Source organism: Yersinia intermedia (assembly GCF_900635455.1).
Classification (GTDB): domain Bacteria; phylum Pseudomonadota; class Gammaproteobacteria; order Enterobacterales; family Enterobacteriaceae; genus Yersinia; species Yersinia intermedia.
On record NZ_LR134116.1, the window covers coordinates 1,929,089 to 1,945,737 of the forward strand.

Sequence of the window (16,649 nt, forward strand, 5' to 3'; positions counted from 1 at the left end):
GAGTGCAGTTTCTCTTGTTTATTTTAGTTTACACGGTCCGGCTGCATGGCTGCCCATGGGGAATGTATCAATGAAAGAACCTGTCAGACTATCCATTATCGCCTCATCACTTATGGGGGGGATTATTGCCTTCGGATTGACCCCAGAAATAGGGTATGCGAAGTCCTCAGACACGCGTCTTTATAAGGTGGACAGTCGTACCAGTCTTTATCAGATCGCGCTACAAAACGGTCTGAACTTACGTGAACTGCGCAAGCTCAATAACGGAAATCTGGACACGCGTGATGAGCTGAATGCCGGTGAAAGTCTGTTGCTGCCTGCCAATTCGCCGCTGTTCCCGCCTGAGCCACTCGGCGTCAGAGTCATTATCAGTGATTTGCCAGAGATGGGGATGGGTAATGCCCCAGTACCAATGACAGAAGAAAATGAACAGAAAATAGCCGCAGTGGCGCAGGCAGTTGGGTCCCAGAACTGGAACACGATGACCGGTGACCAGATGAAAAATCAGGCTACCCAGTGGGCGATGGGCCAGGCGAAGGCGCAGGCGGTTGATCCACTCCGGCAACAGGCACAAGACCTGCTCGGCAAATTTGGCAAGGCACAGGTTAATTTAGCCGTGGACGACAAGGGTAGCCTTAGCAAGAGCTCTTTTTCACTGTTCTCGCCTTGGTATGAGAATGACGCCATGGTGGCCTTTTCCCAAGTGGGTATTCATGGTCAGGATGGCCGGATGATCGGCAATCTCGGTGCCGGGGTGCGTTTTGATCAGGGTGATTGGCTGTTGGGTGCTAACACCTTCTTCGATCAGGATATCAGTCGCAATCACAGCCGATTGGGGCTGGGCCTTGAATGGTGGGCTGATAACCTCAAGCTGGCAACCAACTACTATCATCCGTTGTCTGGCTGGAAAGACTCCAAAGACTTTGATGATTATCTGGAACGCCCGGCACGTGGCTTTGATGTGCGCGCTCAGGGCTATCTGCCTGCCTATCAACAGTTAGGTGCCTCCGTGGTTTATGAGCAGTACTACGGTGATGAAGTGGCACTGTTCGGTAAGGACAATCTGCAAAAAGACCCGAGCGCGGTGACCGTGGGGGTGGATTACACTCCGTTCCCGCTGGCCACTTTGAAGCTTATTCATAAGCGGGGACAGCAGGGGAAAAACAATACCGAGGTGGGTTTACGCGTCAGTTACCAGATTGGCACTCCACTGGATAAACAACTGGATCCGGCCAATGTGGCGGCGATGCGCAGCCTGAAGGGCAGCCGGTATGACCTTGTTGACCGTAATAACGATATCGTACTGGAATATAAAGAGAAAGCCTCGTTAGCACTGGATCTGGCTGCGGTGCCAATGACGTTACTGGAGGGTGACATCTACCTGATGCAACCGCTGGTGCGTAGCAAATATAAAATCGTTGGTGTGACCTGGAACGGTGACACGGTGCCGTTGAGTCTGCTGGCCACCGCCGGAGCCACTAACCCACAAGGCTGGCAAATTACCCTACCGGCCTGGGACTCGGCACCCGGAGCCACCAACCTGTATACCCTGTCCATCAGTATTGTGGATGAGCAAGGCCGACAGGCTACCTCTAATCCTGTTGACATTAAGGTAGGTCAGCAACGATCCGGGCGGCTGATGCTGGAAAGTGCGGCTGATGTTCCTGCCTCGGGGCGGGACAGCGATGCGATTAAGGTCGCCGGTTATCTGGTTAATCCGGCAGATATCGGAGTAACGGATAGCCGGCTGGTACCCCATTGGCTGCTGACAGACAAAGCGACCGGTGCCGCTGTACCTCTGGTGACGGGCAGTGCCTGTCCGCTCGATGCTTCCGGTAATCCAGAACCCTGTATTCGCCTCAAGAACACGCAAGTTGAGGTGCGTGATGGCGTCAACTATTACGTACTGGAATTGGTCAGTACCGTAATGGGAACGTTCTCATTACAGGCCGATTTTAATCACTATGGTCGCAGCAATGTTCAGATTGTGACCTTCAGTAATCCAGGGGGGCGCGACAATGTGGCGCGGGCGGAGATTGTCGACTCGGCGGGCACGGATGTGCTGGTCAGTGGTAATCACCCTCAGGTCGGGGTGACCTATACCGTGAAACTGTACAACGCGGCGAATGTGGATATCACCTCGACGCTGCCAGCCGACAGCTTGCACTGGGCACTGGATGGGGCCAATACGGCGGGGTGCGCCATCACCCTGAACAATTTTGATACCGGGGCCACGGGATACAGTTTTACACCGCGCCCTAACGGCAGCAGTAACAGCGGTGTGGCCTGTGGTGATCAGGGCTTTGGGTTGAAAGTGAACTACTAACTTGCCGAAGCAGGCTCATCAGCGAATACAGGGTAACAATGACCATGACAATAAATAAGGGAAAACGCCAGCAGTGGAACGTGGCCGTTCTGGCGCTGGGGATGATAGGCAGTGTATTCACTCCGGTTTGGGCGGGCAGCACGCCGACCACGTCACCTGTCTGGGGGAGTGCGCCGGTATTGAGTGCGATATCCAACGGCCAGCCCCACTCGGTGGATTTCAGCGGGACTTTTGCTACTCCCGGCGAGTTGTCTACCGGAGACACGATAGTGATGACCTATCACTACACCAATGCGGAGGGGGATGCGGATGATTCGCTGTCTACGGTGGCCTGGTACTACACCCGTAATGGCGTGGATGTGCCGATAACGACGATGACCAATGTGGCGGCTGACAACAACGGTACAGGCACCTCGACCATTGTTCTCCCGGCCAGTGCATTGGGCGCCTCGGCCATCAAGGTGGAGTTCTGGGAGCAATCCAAAACGGGTATTCCGCTGCGGGGGCCACAATCGATTCTGGTGCTGGATACCAGCCTGACAGGGGCGGGCGGCGGCGGCGGTACGGTGACGCCGCCCGGTCCGGTCATCTCAGGTACCGGTATCAGTAGCGGGATATTCCTGGCCTCAGACAATCCGGCTGCCGGCAGTGGGGCAATTGATTACTCGCGGTCAACTACCGCCCATCCGAAGGTGGGAGCGACTTATGTCTTCCGGGCTTGGGATGACACCAACGGTAACGGGGTCTGGGATGCGGGCGAGGCTGATCTGACGGCGACCGTGAGCCATATGCAATGGCAACTGGACGGCAGTAATGCTACGGCCGCAGGGGAAAGTACGCCGGTCACGTTATCGGGCCATGCGATAGCGGGGGCCACTACCGACACTTACACCGTGCCGGTGAACAGCGCGTCAAGCTCAGGTGCTACACCCGGAGATCAAGGCTTCAGTCTGAAAGTGGAGTTCAACTGACGGCAAACAGGCATAAATGGCAATTAGTAACAGTACTACGGTACGGGTCATGTTGAGCGTACTGGCACATGGAAATCACACCAGAGAGTGACACATTCTCGATATTTAAGGGCAATATGATGCAAGAAAACAAAAAATTCACGCTAAAAAAACTGGCGCTGGCACTTACCGTCGCTGGTTTAACGATGACCAGCGCCTACGCCATCATGACGCCGGGCACCGGGACTATCCAGGGCATGCCACCGATACTGAAATCCGTGGTCGGGGGCACCGCTCACTCGGTCAAGTTGTCGGCTGCGCAAGCGGTGGCGGGCAAACTGTCTACGGGCGATACCATCACCATGAGCTACATCTATACCGATGATGATGGCGATGGTGATGCATCTAACTCCCACGTCACCTGGTCTTACTTTAAAGGGACTGCCTGGACCGATATTTCATCCGTGAACACCCCAGCCGCGACGGTGGGCGGTACCGGGACCAGTGTCATGGTTATGCCGTCCACCGCAGTGGGTGCGACAAAAATCCGGGTGGTTGTGCAGGAATACTCGGCCTCTGGTGACCCGATGCCAGGGCAAACTATTACTATTGGTGATATCTCCGAGACCAGCCCAGAGAACCCGAACCCGACGGATCCAGGTCCGGTCATTCCGGGTAATAACGTGGTTCCAGCCATTTACCTGGCCAGTGATACGGGCTTCACCACTAACCTTATCGGTTCTACGACCAAACTGAATGTGGGTGCCACCTACGTGTTTAAACTGTGGAGCAGTGATGATACCGCGACACGTACTGACTTGACCCCTGACGTGAACTACAACTGGAGACTGGTTGGCGCCAGTGCTGACACGGTTCCAGTTCCTGCACCAGCCAATGGTTTTGTTACTTCAGTGAAAGATGCCAACTTCACCGTTCCGGTGAACACGGCCCCGAACGGGACACCACTGACCGGCGCGGCATCTGGTGCGCAGGGTTACAACCTGGCAGTGGATTACGTCAACAAGCAGCCATAACCGGCAGAGGACGTGGCAGGGACGCCACGTCATTCGGTTTTTTTACCTCAGCAAGATCAGAAGACCGAATGACTCGTACGCAGGCAGGCCGCTTCAGCGGCTCTGCTTTCATCGATAACGGCGGCGTTTACACACGACAGGGGTTATCTGAACGTCTGCTCTACATACGGGCACTCAGATAGCGACTGTTATTGGCACATTTCAGACCGGCCCGGGAAAGATAAAATGATAAGAAGCAAGACCTACCACACCGACACTGATCAGCAGCACCGGCGGACAAACAGACAAAGGCAATATGGGCGCAAGGTTGCCGTCTCGGTGGTCAGCCTGGTGCTGATTGCAGGCAGTGTAACGTCAACCGCATGGGCCAGACTGAGTCGTAGCGCCGGGCCGATAAATGGCACAGCACCGACAGCGACAGGGCAGTTGCTGGTGATGTTTCCAGACGGTACCACCGCAGTGGCCAACAATGCTACGGTATCTTTATTCCAGAAGCCCACGGATTTTTTGGTTTCAGCATCCAGTCTGAAATTGCAGGACAAGGACGGTGACACGGGATTAAGTACATCCATTAATACTTCTGAGGTTATCTGGACCTGGAAATACAATAATGTGGCATTGACGCAAGCGCAGCTAACGGCTCCGTTCAGTACGTCTTTCCTGGGCAAAAGCCTGACCGTATCGGCTAAGGCACCAGTGACGGTTTCGTCACTCACTGGGGCCCCAAAACAAAATACCCCTGCCACCTTTAACAGTGCAACTTACACCGTTGCGGTGCCTGCAACGCTTCCGGTGGTGAGTGTGAATGGCGCCAGCTTTGCCATGAACTCAGGATTCCCACAAACCGGGTTTAAGGGTGCTACATTCCAGTTTTGGATGAACGGGAGCAGTGCCAGTGACAACAGCAACTATCGCTTTACCAGCGATCCGCTGGCACCGTGGGTCTCAGTAGATGCCACGGGAACGGTCACGCTAATCGGCGAACCTACATCCAAACAAACGGTAAACATCAGTATTGCTGATGGACGCGGCGGCTCTAAAGCGACATACGCGTTCACCATCGGAACCTGGTTCGTCAATAACGGCAGTAACATGAATGATGCGGCGGGGGTCGATAGTTATTGTGCTGGTTTAGGAAAGGGGTACGCCACGCCAAGTTATCTAAAAATGACAAATGCGGCAATAGACGGCTACGGTACTCGTGCCGCAGATGGACGACTCTGGGATGAATGGGGGCCGGTGGGGAATTTTTCTACATCTAATTGGCGCAGCCTCTTCTTTTGGTCCCGTGAGTCGGATGGCGGCGTCAATCGGTACTACGTTCACCTCAATTCGGGTTACTTGCGCGCCTTAGGCGCGGGTACTGGTGCTTTCATGGCGTGTTCGCGGGCCCTTTAATTTTTTCAGTTTTCGTTTTTTAACTTTGGGGGCTTATTACTGTTGTTCTGTGCGGCGCTTATAAAAGGCCGCACAGTGAGCGTCAGTAAACAGTTATTTTTAATAAGACACCTATTTTTGTATGGCACATTTTTTTTCCAGTGCTAACTTTTATAAGTAAGTGAAATCATGACAATGTTCTGACCATGTGTATTTCTTTGTTGTTCACTAAATTCAATAATAATCTTAAATTATGTAATTGCTTGATTTTGCTGGTTTTTAATTGAACGTTTATCTCAATTAGGAAGGAGTCGAAAATGAGTAGAAAGACGATAGATGATTATCGCTCAACGTTATTAGATTCTCGCTTTGGTTCTCAAGCGATCCGTAATATCTCTGAAAGTAAAGTGTTCCCTAAAGAGGAAATGCGTGAGGATATTGCTTTTCAAATTATTAGTGACGAGCTATTTCTTGATGGTAATGCGCGACAAAACCTTGCCACATTCTGTCAGACGTGGGATGACGATAACGTCCACAAGTTGATGGACCTTTCGATAAATAAAAACTGGATTGATAAAGAGGAATATCCGCAGTCGGCGGCGATAGATATGCGCTGTGTCAACATGATGGCCGACTTGTGGAATGCCCCTACGCCAAAAGGTGGGCAAGGTGTTGGGACGAATACCATCGGTTCTTCAGAAGCTTGCATGCTCGGCGGCATGGCCATGAAGTGGCGCTGGCGCAAAAAAATGGAAGCCGCGGGTAAACCCACTAATAAGCCTAATTTTGTCTGTGGCCCGGTACAAGTGTGCTGGCATAAATTTGCCCGTTATTGGGATGTCGAAATACGTGAAATCCCTATGGTTCCGGGGCAGTTGTTTATGGATCCACAGCGGATGATCGAGGCATGCGATGAAAATACCATTGGTGTCGTCCCCACTTTCGGTGTGACTTACACCGGCAACTATGAGTTACCAAAACCCTTACATGACGCCCTGGATAAACTGCAACAGGATACCGGCCTTGATATTGATATGCATATCGATGCGGCGAGTGGGGGCTTTTTAGCGCCGTTTGTTGCGCCTGATATCGAATGGGACTTCCGCTTGCCACGGGTTAAATCAATCAGCACATCCGGGCATAAATTCGGCTTAGCGCCTTTAGGATGTGGGTGGGTTATTTGGCGCGACGCTGCGGCGTTACCTGAAGAGTTGATCTTTAATGTCGATTACCTCGGCGGTCAGGTTGGCACTTTTGCCATTAACTTCTCGCGCCCGGCGGGGCAAGTTATTTCCCAATACTATGAATTCATACGCTTGGGGCGTGAAGGCTATACCAAGGTACAAAGCGCTTGTTATCAGGTGGCAGAATTTCTGGCCAAAGAAATTGCTCCACTGGGGCCTTATGAATTCTATTGTAGTGGTAGCCCGTATGAAGGCATTCCTGCCATTTGCTTCCGTATCAAAGAAGGGGCGAAAGCGGGATATACCTTGTATGACCTTTCTGAGCGCTTGAGGTTACGTGGCTGGCAAGTGCCGGCATTTGCCCTGAATGGGGAGATGTCTGATGTGGTGGTCATGCGTATCATGTGCCGTCGCGGATTCGAGATGGATTTCGCAGGGTTGTTAATCGATGATTTTAAATCCTCACTGAAATACCTGAGTGAGCATCCATCCCTTGGGGGCGAGGCGAGTCAGAATAGTTTTAACCATACCTAAACGGGATAGCGGTTTTTATTCTGATTCTAAACCTTTAGACCCCAAATAATTCGAGTTGCAGGAAGGCGATAATTGAGTGAATTCCCAGGAACGTCGGTAACTACGTTCCTGGGATGAAACGAAAGCAGACTGCGGCTTGAAGTATTACGGGTCGTCATACCCGTAAATAAGGTGGATAAATTATGTCAAATAATAACTCCGGTACTGGTAAACCCGCAGTTCCCGTCAAAAAACTGGGTATCGCGACACTGGCCATTATGAATATCGTGGCCGTTGTTAGCCTCAGGGGATTACCCGCAGAAGCTGAATATGGCTTGAGCTCAATTTTCTACTATCTCTTTGCCGCTGTATTTTTCTTAATTCCTGTCTCTCTGGTGGCGGCGGAATTAGCCACCGGTTGGCCTGAAAAAGGGGGGGTATTTCGCTGGGTAGGCGAAGCATTCGGCCCACGCTTAGCGTTTCTTGCCATGTTTATGCTGTGGATTGAGGTAACAGTGTGGTTCCCAACTGCACTGACCTTTGCCGCAGTATCGCTGGCTTTCATCGGCCCGGAACAACGCTGGGACGAGGCCCTATCTGCCAATAAATTCTTTGTATTAGGAATAGTGCTATTTATTTATTGGCTAGCCACCTTTATTGCCTTTAAAGGAGTGGAGACTTTCGCCAAGGTTTCAAAATGGGGCGGTATAATCGGTACTATTATCCCTGCGGTTATTTTAATTGTGCTGGGTTTTGCTTACTTAATTGGCGGCGGAACACCACAAATAGAATTAGCCTGGGATCAGGTGATCCCTGATTTTACCAACTTCGATAACGTGGTGCTGGCCGCCAGTATTTTCCTGTTCTACGCCGGGATGGAGATGAATGCCATCCATGTTAAAGACGTCGATAACCCCAATAGAAATTACCCCATTGCCATTATGTTATCAGCAGTGGGGACGGTGCTTATTTTCGTCCTAGGGACGCTGGCGATTGCCTTTATCATTCCGCAATCTGATATTAGCCTGACGCAAAGCCTGTTGGTGGCATACGACGATATGTTCAAGTGGGCTCATCTGGAATGGTTGGGGCCGGTGGTTGCTTTTGCCTTGGCAATTGGGGTCTTGGCCGGTGTTGTTACCTGGGTTGCTGGGCCGTCATCGGGTTTATTGGTTGTGGCTAAAGCCGGTTATCTGCCGCGTTGGTGGCAGCACACCAATAAGAATGGTATGGCAACCCATATTCTACTGCTACAGGCGCTGCTGGTTTCCTTGTTGGCGATACTGTTTGTGGTATTACCTTCGGTGCAGGCTGCGTATCAAATAATGAGTCAACTGACCGTTATTTTGTATCTCATCATGTACATGCTGATGTTCAGCGCCGCTATCTATCTGCGTTACAGCCAACCGAATCGTCCACGCCCGTATCATATCCCCGGTGGGGCAATAGGTATGTGGATCATCGGTGGCGCGGGGCTTATTGGTTCAATTCTGGCTTTCGTATTCAGTTTTATTCCACCCAGCCAAATCTCGGTGGGCAGCCCAACAGAATATGTCGGTATTCTGATAGCGACCACGCTGTTCTTTGTCATATTGCCATTCTTGATTTATATCGTCCGCAAACCTCACTGGCGTGATGCAAATAGCGACTTTGCACCATTTACCTGGCAAGCGGAAAATGGTCACCCAGGGATCCCGACCACCTCGGCGACACATACCAGTGATGTTACCGCTGCGGCAGCAATTAAAGCGCCGGGCGCGAACACACCAAAAAGTTAGCAACCTTCCTCTCTGTATACAGGGTGGCTTCGGCCCCCCTGCTCAATAATATTAAGTGTTGGAGTCAGTCTTATGACTATTGACCTCGCTCGTTTGAATCAAGTCGTTAAGGATGTCTATTCGCGCTATTCCACACTCGCCGGAGGGGAGAATGCCAGCTATATTCCCTATCTGGCGAGCGTTCCCAGTCAACTGGCTGCGGTGGCCATTGTCACTGTTGATGGCGATATTATTTCGCAAGGTGATGCTGATTTCCGCTTTGCCCTGGAGTCAATTTCGAAAGTGTGCTCTTTAGCTCTGGCGTTAGAGGATATTGGCCCACAGGCAGTACAAGACAAGATAGGTGCAGATCCCACCGGTTTACCTTTTAACTCTGTGATGGCATTGGAACTGCATAACGGTAAGCCATTATCACCGCTGGTGAATGCGGGGGCGATGTCCACGGTCAGTGCAATTAAGGCCAGCAGTCGGGAAGAGCGCTGGGCGCGTATTCTGGATATTCAACAGCAGTTAGCTGGGGCACCCATTGCGCTTTCGGATGAAGTTAACCATTCAGAGCAAACCACCAATTTTCACAACCGGGCCATTGCCTGGTTACTTTACTCGGCTCAGACCATGTATTGCGATCCCATGGAGGCCTGTGACGTCTATACCCGGCAGTGCTCAACATTACTCAATACCATTGAACTGGCAACGATGGGGGCAACCTTTGCGGCAGGGGGCATCAATCCTGTGACCAAAAAACAGGTGCTAACGTCTTCAAATACGCCGTTTATTTTGGCTGAAATGACCATGGAGGGGATGTACGGCAGTTCGGGGGATTGGGCGTATACCGTAGGGTTACCAGGGAAAAGCGGTGTCGGTGGTGGAATATTGGCGGTAGTGCCAGGTGTTATGGGCATTGCGGCATTTTCACCACCGCTTGACCCCGTAGGCAATAGCGTCCGTGGGCAAAAAATGGTGGCATCGGTGGCTCAGCAGTTGGGATATAATTTGTATAAAGGCCATTAATAATCGCATCGCGACTAACTTCTTCTGTATTTTTTGCGATTGTTAGTCGCCTTGTCGAGTAGGTTGAACGTGCGGTGATTATTCGTACCCTTGCACCAGTTCGGGGGAGGCGGGGATGCAGCAGGCGTCTTAAATTTACCACTCGCACCTGAATGATAGACAAAAAAAACCCTTACCAATCTCATTTGGTAAGGGATGCCAATTCGGCCAACACCAGGGAAAACATTATAACCGTTTATTAATCATACGATTAATTTGAGTTAGTGAAATGACTTAAGTCAAGTTTATCAAAATTACATAAATATGGTTAATGTTTATCTGCGTCTGGGGGCATTTATTCATCGCAAGGGGCAAGTATTAGCCGAGTGGGCTAATTATTTGTTTGATTTTTAAACGCTGAGAAAGGCGACGAGGAGATTACAGCCATCTGAATGTAAAGGCATCCAGATGGCGGGGTAAAACAGATCTGCGGGACTAAAAGTCCCCTGGTGTTGGCGAAAATATATTCTTTTGGGACTGACTTTCTTAGCGTCTGTGCGCTAATATAGTAGTTCTATAATATTTAAAGCTAATTATTTAAAGCAAAAACAGTCTAGTAAACATAGGGCTATAATAATAGCTAACCTTAAGTCTAGTTTGCTAAACTATCCTTTAGTCTAGGTTTGTTGTTCATTATAATGCTAGCCAGTGGTGTGTTAAGAACATTGTAAGGTTATCTTATACACTGATTTCTATTGAAAATAATGTGATAAAATTGTATTGTTGCGCAGTGCATATAGCAAATTTGGTCTGTTATGATAATTGATTATTTTGATAATGATAGTATTAATGAAGACATAAAGAACTATATTCAAAGAAGAATAAAAGCTTATGGCGACCTCCGATATTCTTATTTGGTAATGAATAAGAAAACACCATTACATCCGACTATTATTTCAAACTACCCAATGGATTGGGTACAAACATATAAAAGAAACAACTATCACCTTATCGATCCAGTCATTTTGACGGCCAAAGATAAAGTTGCTCCATTTGCCTGGGACGATAATTCTGTTATTAATATAAAATCAACCGACTCAGCCGTGTTTAACCTTGCCAGAGAATATAATATTATTAACGGTTATACATTTGTCCTTCATGATAACAATAATAATATGGCAACGCTGAACATTTCCAATGGAAGCGATGACAGCATTTCGTTTGATGAGTCTATTGAGACCAACAAAGAAAAAATTCAAATGTTGCTTATTCTGACTCATGATAAAATGCTGGGTCTTTACCATAAAAATAACAATAAAAACAATGAGTTGAATGGAGTTGGTGGTGAGAGGGAAATTTTTTCTCCCAGAGAGAATGAAATTTTATATTGGGCTAGCGTTGGTAAAACATACTCAGAAGTTTCCATAATATTAGGAATAAAAAGGAGTACAGTTAAGTTCCATATCGGTAATGTCGTCAGAAAGCTCGGTGTTTTAAATGCCAAGCATGCGATAAGGCTTGGCATAGAATTAAAATTAATTAAACCTATTTAACTATACCAGGCACGGCCAGTGGCCAGGTTTCAAGTATATGAGACTCAACGTGATGCGTCCGGCGTATCTTCTTTATTAATTGTTTTTGGCTATCAATGTCGACACCCAAATGCAAAAGATAAATAACCTCGTTTTTCTCTGACTCACCTTGGTTTAAAACGGTAATATTCCACCCGGAACGCTTCAGTAATATATACATCCCCCGGCTGACGACCGTCAGTATACCGTTGTAATTACGGCTTCTGGCATAATTAACCATTGCTAAGAAGAGTAGTAGGCTCAAAGGGCTATTATTGCCAACCATGTCTCTGGCTAATTTTTTTTCAACAAAAAAACGGCTGGATTCTATAAAACCATCAACAGGTAAGTCAATGTCGGAAAAATAAGGTGCGAATGGTCCTGTCACCATTGTGGGATATTTCATTTCAATAAATCTGACACTGCAAACAATAGTATCTTCTATTATTCCTAATATATAGTTTGTATTCTCATCGTCATATTGGTCGCTTTCTCTGCCATCAGTACAGGTTACTTTCCAATCTAAGCGATCTTTAAATGTTATTTTTCTAAGCGTGAAGATCTCGTCTAACTTTCTTTCAGGCATACTGTCAAAGTTTACGTTAAATAGTTTTAACATAATGAAAACCAACGTTTATTTAATCAAACCAGCATCGTACACGATCTCTGTCCGTTAGTGCAAACATTGAACGAGGTTAGGCAACGCCATGAATAGCAGGCAAATGTCAGCATCACCGAACAATTATTCTACAAATAGTAAAAAGGCAAGTTATTCATTTTTGATGGCAAGGTTCAATAGGTGTGATACCAAGGCACAAGCTAGATATTTTTAAGAGAAAAGTGACATCCGACGGGACTTTTCAGCAGGAAATAGTTATAACGAAACATCATTCCATTTTTGATTGAAAAGGATGTTCACGTGGACCGCAGTCCTGCACTTTTTACCAATAAGAAATTTGTCTTCCTCGTGGCGACCTTCTGTTGCCTTCTTTGGGGCAGTGCCTACCCCGCGATTAAAAATGGCTATGCGCTGTTTCATATCGCACCAGATGATATTCCGAGCAAGATGGTGTTTGCTGGCTACCGTTTTTTATTGGCTGGGTTAGTCTTACTCATTTTTGCTATTGCCAGCGGAAAAGCTATTGGCCGCCTTAAAAAGGGCCAATATAGGCAGATTGTCATTTTAGGGCTAACACAGACGACATTACAGTATGTTTTTTTCTACATCGGGCTGGCATATACCACTGGGGTGAAAGGCTCAATCATGAATGCGACAGGGACATTTTTCAGTGTCATATTGGCGCATTATATTTATAAAAATGATCGGTTATCATTTAATAAAATTATTGGCTGCACACTGGGATTCGCTGGCGTGATGGTGGTGAATTTTGGCTCCGACTTGATGGATTTTAATTTTTCACTGATAGGTGAGGGGAGTGTGGTACTGGCGGCGTTCATCCTTTCTGCTGCCAGTATTTATGGTAAGCGTATTTCGCAAACCATGGATACCACGGTGATGACAGGTTACCAACTTGCCATCGGTGGTTTAGTGCTGACGCTTGGTGGTTATCTATTTGGTGGCAATTTGAGTGATATTGGCTGGCGGGCCTTATTGTTATTAGCCTACTTAGTGCTGCTGTCATCGGCCGCTTTTGCACTCTGGAGCTTGTTACTCAAATATAATCGGGTCGGTATGGTTGCCCCGTTCAATTTTCTTATCCCAGTCTCAGGTGCGGTTCTTTCCGCCATTTTCCTCAATGAGAGCATTTTAGAATGGAAAAATGCCCTTGCGTTGGTATTGGTTTGTGTAGGGATCATCCTGGTTAATCGGATAAAGCAGAGTAAAGCGACAATAAAGCAAAGTTATTAATATGAGGGATGTATTAGCCCTAATTTAACATTAGAGATTATGGCTAATATAACCAAGTGGCTGATCAGAACGGGAGACATTACTCAGCCAGATATTGGCGCAGTGTATTGAGTAAATGATCGAACACGACGCGAACTTCCGGGATATTGCGCAAATCTTCATGCATCACTACCCAAAATTCCAATGGATACGAGAATTCTTGTGCTAACACTCGCACCAACCCAGATTGACGCGCTATGGGTTCATGGCAGGCACCGATACCCAAACCGCTGCGTATTGCCGCCAATTGGGCCAAATGGCTGTCAGTGCGTAAGCGGTATTGATGCGGTGCAAAATCCATTCCCTGCTTACAAAAAACCTCGATATCATGGAGGTTACGATCAGGGCCGATCAACGCGTGAAGTGCTAATGCCCCGATGCTGTGCGGTATTCCATAGCGCGTAAGGTAATCTTCAGTGGCATATAACCCGACCTCGCAATAACCGGCTCTTTGTGCACTAACTGGCAATGCTTTAGGCCGTAAGGTTCGTATTGCAATATCGGCCTCCAGGCCGGGTAATCCTTCTATTTTGCTGCTTAGACTTAATTCCAATAGCAGGTCAGGATAGTGCAGGCGCAGAGGCTCCAAGCGTTGTGGCAGGATCTCAACGCCAAGTAACTCGCTGGTGGCAATGCGCACAGTGCCTTTGGCTGATCCAATATTGGCAGAGGCGGCTCGCACTAAGGCTTCGGCAGCGGCGGCCATTTCCACTACATGGGGCAATAGGACTTGAGCTGTTTCTGTTGGGATTAATCCGCTGGGCGTGCGAATAAACAATTTTTGCCCAAGACTTTGTTCCAACGACTCAATGTGTCGGCGGGTTGTCGGTTGCGAAACATTCAGGCTCCGTGCCGCGGCAGATAAACTGCCTTCACGCATAACGGCCAAAAATGTACGCTGGTTATCCCAATCAGAAGGCGCTAGGTTCATAAAATTTATACTATCAGATGGTTATAAATAGACAATTCCATTGCGTTCCCGCTATACGGTATCATCCTCACCCATAGCAACATTAGGCTTTATTGGTAACAATTTTAACCCCGACTCGACTTACCCGATCTGACTCCATTTCGGCAATCGTCCAGGTCAAGCCATCCCACTCAATCTGATCGCCGATAACCGGCTCCCCACCAAATAAGTAGAGCACGAACTGACCCAATGTTTGCTGTTTGTCGATACCGGGTTCCAGATTAAGACCATAAATCTGAGAGATATCGTGGAGCTTGGCATCCGCATCCAGGATAAAGTCACCAAAGAAGCGTTCGTCCAGTTGGATATTAGGGGACTGGCTAAACAGTTTCCCTAACGCGGGCAAGTCATGTTCCTGGCCGATAACACACAAGATATCACCTTCTTTTAGACGGGTACTACCAGTAGGGTGCAAGAGGTCTTTCCCACGAAATAATGCTGCAATACGCGTTCCTTTCGGCATTTTTAAATCACGCAGCGCGGCACCGATACACCACTTATCACAACTCAACTGGTAAATGAACTGCTCCCACTGGTTGTTCATATCAATATCTAAACCAATGCGCGAAACCGGTGCCAATGCAGGGGGAACCACCAGTTTGGTTTTACGTGCGGCAAATGACAGGCTGGTGCCTTGTAGCAGCAGTGATACCAACACAACAAAAAAGGCTACATTGAAAAATAGGTTCGCATTGGGAATGCCCGCCATCATCGGGAACACGGCCAGAATAACCGGCACCGCACCGCGTAAACCCACCCAGGAAATAAAGATGCGTTCACGCAGATTAAAGCTTGGAAATGGCAGTAAACCAATGAACACCGACAGCGGCCGAGCGAACAAAATCATCCACAATGAGAGGAGCAGGGCCGGAATCGCTATCGGCAACAGATCACTTGGATTGAGTAACAGGCCCAATACCAGGAACATCCCAATTTGGCTTAGCCACGCCAGTCCATCGAAAGTTTGTAATATGCCGGATCGGTTACGGATAGGGCGGTTACCCAGTAACAACCCGCAGAGGTAAACAGCCAGAATACCGCTTCCGTTCATGGCTGTTGCCAATGAGAAAACCAGAATCCCACCACTGACTGCGAGCAAGGGATATAAACCATTCGCCAGTTCTATTCGGTTAATGAGCAGCAGCAGTAAACTGCCACCGCCTAATCCGATGATAATTCCCAGACCAAACTGTTGAATCAAATGCACCAGGAACATCCAACTGAGACCCGTTTCGCCTGCGGAGATCATGGCAATCAAGGTAACAGTCAAAAACACCGCCATGGGGTCATTGCTACCTGATTCGATCTCCAACGTGGCACTGACGCGTTCGTTTAGACCTTTGCCGCCGAGCAGAGAGAATACCGCGGCGGCATCGGTTGAGCCGATAATTGCGCCAATGAGCAACCCCTGAATAATATCTAAATCAAACAACCAGGCGGCGGCCATGCCTGTCAGGCCCGCGGTGATTACGACGCCGACGGTTGCCAAAGAGAGCGCAGGCCACAAAGCAACGCGGAACGATGAGGCTCGGGTGCGCATCCCGCCGTCTAGCAGGATCACGGCTAACGCCAGGTTACTGACCAGATACGCCGCCGGGTAGTTATCGAAAGCAATCCCACCAATACCGTCTGTGCCTGCCAACATACCTATGGCTAGAAAGATAACCAAAATTGGGATGCCAAGCCGGGAAGATAATGAACTGAGTAAAATACTGGCTCCCACCAGCACTGCGCCGATCAAAAAAAGGCTGTTAATTGCGATGGCATCCAAGGTGGGAGGTCTCCTGATTTAATGCGAAAATAAAGGAATAACAAGCCAAGGTTATAATAAAATTATTATACACAGATTTGTCTCATCTGATGCGAAGAGATGACCTAATTCAAGGTGTTAAATCGGTATTTCTTTTGAACCATGGCTTGGTGGCATTTACTCACTTGAATCATTGATTTGTGTAAGTTTATCGGGATGTGGATGTTTGCAGTTGCGCTATGCACCAAGGATATTGCGCCTATATAGCGATTAAAATCATGAGGATAAAAGATAGGT

12 protein-coding genes are annotated in these 16,649 nt (G+C 48.4%); 9 read left to right on the forward strand and 3 right to left on the reverse strand.

Features of this window, described 5'->3' with window-relative positions; all coding sequences use genetic code 11:
* Nucleotides 1-70: 70 nt before the first annotated feature.
* The 8 genes from EL015_RS08760 (at nt 71) to EL015_RS08795 (ending at nt 11,705) form a co-directional block, all read left to right on the forward strand.
* Nucleotides 71-2,326: an inverse autotransporter beta domain-containing protein gene (locus EL015_RS08760; protein WP_032905883.1), complete on the forward strand. Its 2,256-nt coding sequence runs from the start codon at nt 71-73 to the stop codon at nt 2,324-2,326.
* A 44-nt stretch (nt 2,327-2,370) separates the two neighbouring features.
* Nucleotides 2,371-3,297 carry a SinI family autotransporter-associated protein gene (locus EL015_RS08765; protein ID WP_226719322.1) on the forward strand — a complete coding sequence of 309 codons (927 nt, stop codon included), beginning with the start codon at nt 2,371-2,373 and terminating at the stop codon, nt 3,295-3,297.
* 116 nt (nt 3,298-3,413) lie between these two features.
* The gene (locus EL015_RS08770) at nt 3,414-4,310 is read left to right on the forward strand and encodes a SinI family autotransporter-associated protein (protein WP_226967842.1); all 897 of its coding nucleotides are present in this window, start codon (nt 3,414-3,416) and stop codon (nt 4,308-4,310) included.
* 225 nt (nt 4,311-4,535) lie between these two features.
* The gene (locus EL015_RS08775; protein WP_005183337.1) at nt 4,536-5,708 is read left to right on the forward strand and encodes a hypothetical protein; all 1,173 of its coding nucleotides are present in this window, start codon (nt 4,536-4,538) and stop codon (nt 5,706-5,708) included.
* Between the two features lie 296 nt (nt 5,709-6,004).
* Nucleotides 6,005-7,405 (forward strand): glutamate decarboxylase, encoded by a 1,401-nt coding sequence (gad, locus tag EL015_RS08780; RefSeq protein ID WP_005183332.1) that lies wholly within the window; start codon nt 6,005-6,007, stop codon nt 7,403-7,405.
* A gap of 182 nt (nt 7,406-7,587) precedes the next feature.
* Nucleotides 7,588-9,162: a glutamine/gamma-aminobutyrate antiporter GadC gene (gene gadC / locus EL015_RS08785; protein ID WP_005183330.1), complete on the forward strand. Its 1,575-nt coding sequence runs from the start codon at nt 7,588-7,590 to the stop codon at nt 9,160-9,162.
* 72 nt (nt 9,163-9,234) lie between these two features.
* Nucleotides 9,235-10,173, forward strand: a complete 939-nt coding sequence (gene glsA / locus EL015_RS08790; RefSeq protein ID WP_005183326.1) for a glutaminase A — start codon at nt 9,235-9,237, stop codon at nt 10,171-10,173.
* A gap of 794 nt (nt 10,174-10,967) precedes the next feature.
* Nucleotides 10,968-11,705, forward strand: coding sequence for a helix-turn-helix transcriptional regulator (locus EL015_RS08795; protein ID WP_005183323.1), 738 nt, complete (start codon nt 10,968-10,970; stop codon nt 11,703-11,705).
* Here the strand turns inward: EL015_RS08795 and EL015_RS08800 are convergent.
* Nucleotides 11,698-12,342, reverse strand: coding sequence for an acyl-homoserine-lactone synthase (locus EL015_RS08800; RefSeq protein ID WP_032905880.1), 645 nt, complete (start codon nt 12,340-12,342; stop codon nt 11,698-11,700). The two genes, EL015_RS08795 and EL015_RS08800, sit on opposite strands and share 8 nt — an antisense overlap.
* Before the next feature lie 300 nt (nt 12,343-12,642).
* On the opposite strand from EL015_RS08800, the gene EL015_RS08805 reads away from it, so the two are divergent.
* The gene (locus EL015_RS08805; RefSeq protein WP_032905879.1) at nt 12,643-13,593 is read left to right on the forward strand and encodes a DMT family transporter; all 951 of its coding nucleotides are present in this window, start codon (nt 12,643-12,645) and stop codon (nt 13,591-13,593) included.
* Nucleotides 13,594-13,672: 79 nt separating this feature from the next.
* Here the strand turns inward: EL015_RS08805 and EL015_RS08810 are convergent, their stop codons facing one another.
* A complete protein-coding gene (locus EL015_RS08810; protein WP_005183317.1) occupies nt 13,673-14,563 on the reverse strand; it encodes a LysR family transcriptional regulator in 891 nt (296 codons plus the stop codon).
* An 82-nt stretch (nt 14,564-14,645) separates the two neighbouring features.
* The gene (locus tag EL015_RS08815; protein ID WP_005183316.1) at nt 14,646-16,373 is read right to left on the reverse strand and encodes a potassium/proton antiporter; all 1,728 of its coding nucleotides are present in this window, start codon (nt 16,371-16,373) and stop codon (nt 14,646-14,648) included.
* Between the last annotated feature and the right edge of the window lie 276 nt (nt 16,374-16,649).

Bases quoted from the DNA above. Each gene is read 5' to 3' on its own strand.
- glsA (WP_005183326.1), top strand. From the start codon at position 9,235: ATGACTATTGACCTCGCTCGTTTGAATCAAGTCGTTAAGGATGTCTAT.
- gadC (WP_005183330.1), top strand. From the start codon at position 7,588: ATGTCAAATAATAACTCCGGTACTGGTAAACCCGCAGTTCCCGTCAAA.
- EL015_RS08795 (WP_005183323.1), top strand. From the start codon at position 10,968: ATGATAATTGATTATTTTGATAATGATAGTATTAATGAAGACATAAAG.
- EL015_RS08800 (WP_032905880.1), bottom strand. From the start codon at position 12,342: ATGTTAAAACTATTTAACGTAAACTTTGACAGTATGCCTGAAAGAAAG.
- gad (WP_005183332.1), top strand. From the start codon at position 6,005: ATGAGTAGAAAGACGATAGATGATTATCGCTCAACGTTATTAGATTCT.
- EL015_RS08760 (WP_032905883.1), top strand. From the start codon at position 71: ATGAAAGAACCTGTCAGACTATCCATTATCGCCTCATCACTTATGGGG.
- EL015_RS08765 (WP_226719322.1), top strand. From the start codon at position 2,371: ATGACAATAAATAAGGGAAAACGCCAGCAGTGGAACGTGGCCGTTCTG.
- EL015_RS08775 (WP_005183337.1), top strand. From the start codon at position 4,536: ATGATAAGAAGCAAGACCTACCACACCGACACTGATCAGCAGCACCGG.
- EL015_RS08770 (WP_226967842.1), top strand. From the start codon at position 3,414: ATGATGCAAGAAAACAAAAAATTCACGCTAAAAAAACTGGCGCTGGCA.
- EL015_RS08810 (WP_005183317.1), bottom strand. From the start codon at position 14,563: ATGAACCTAGCGCCTTCTGATTGGGATAACCAGCGTACATTTTTGGCC.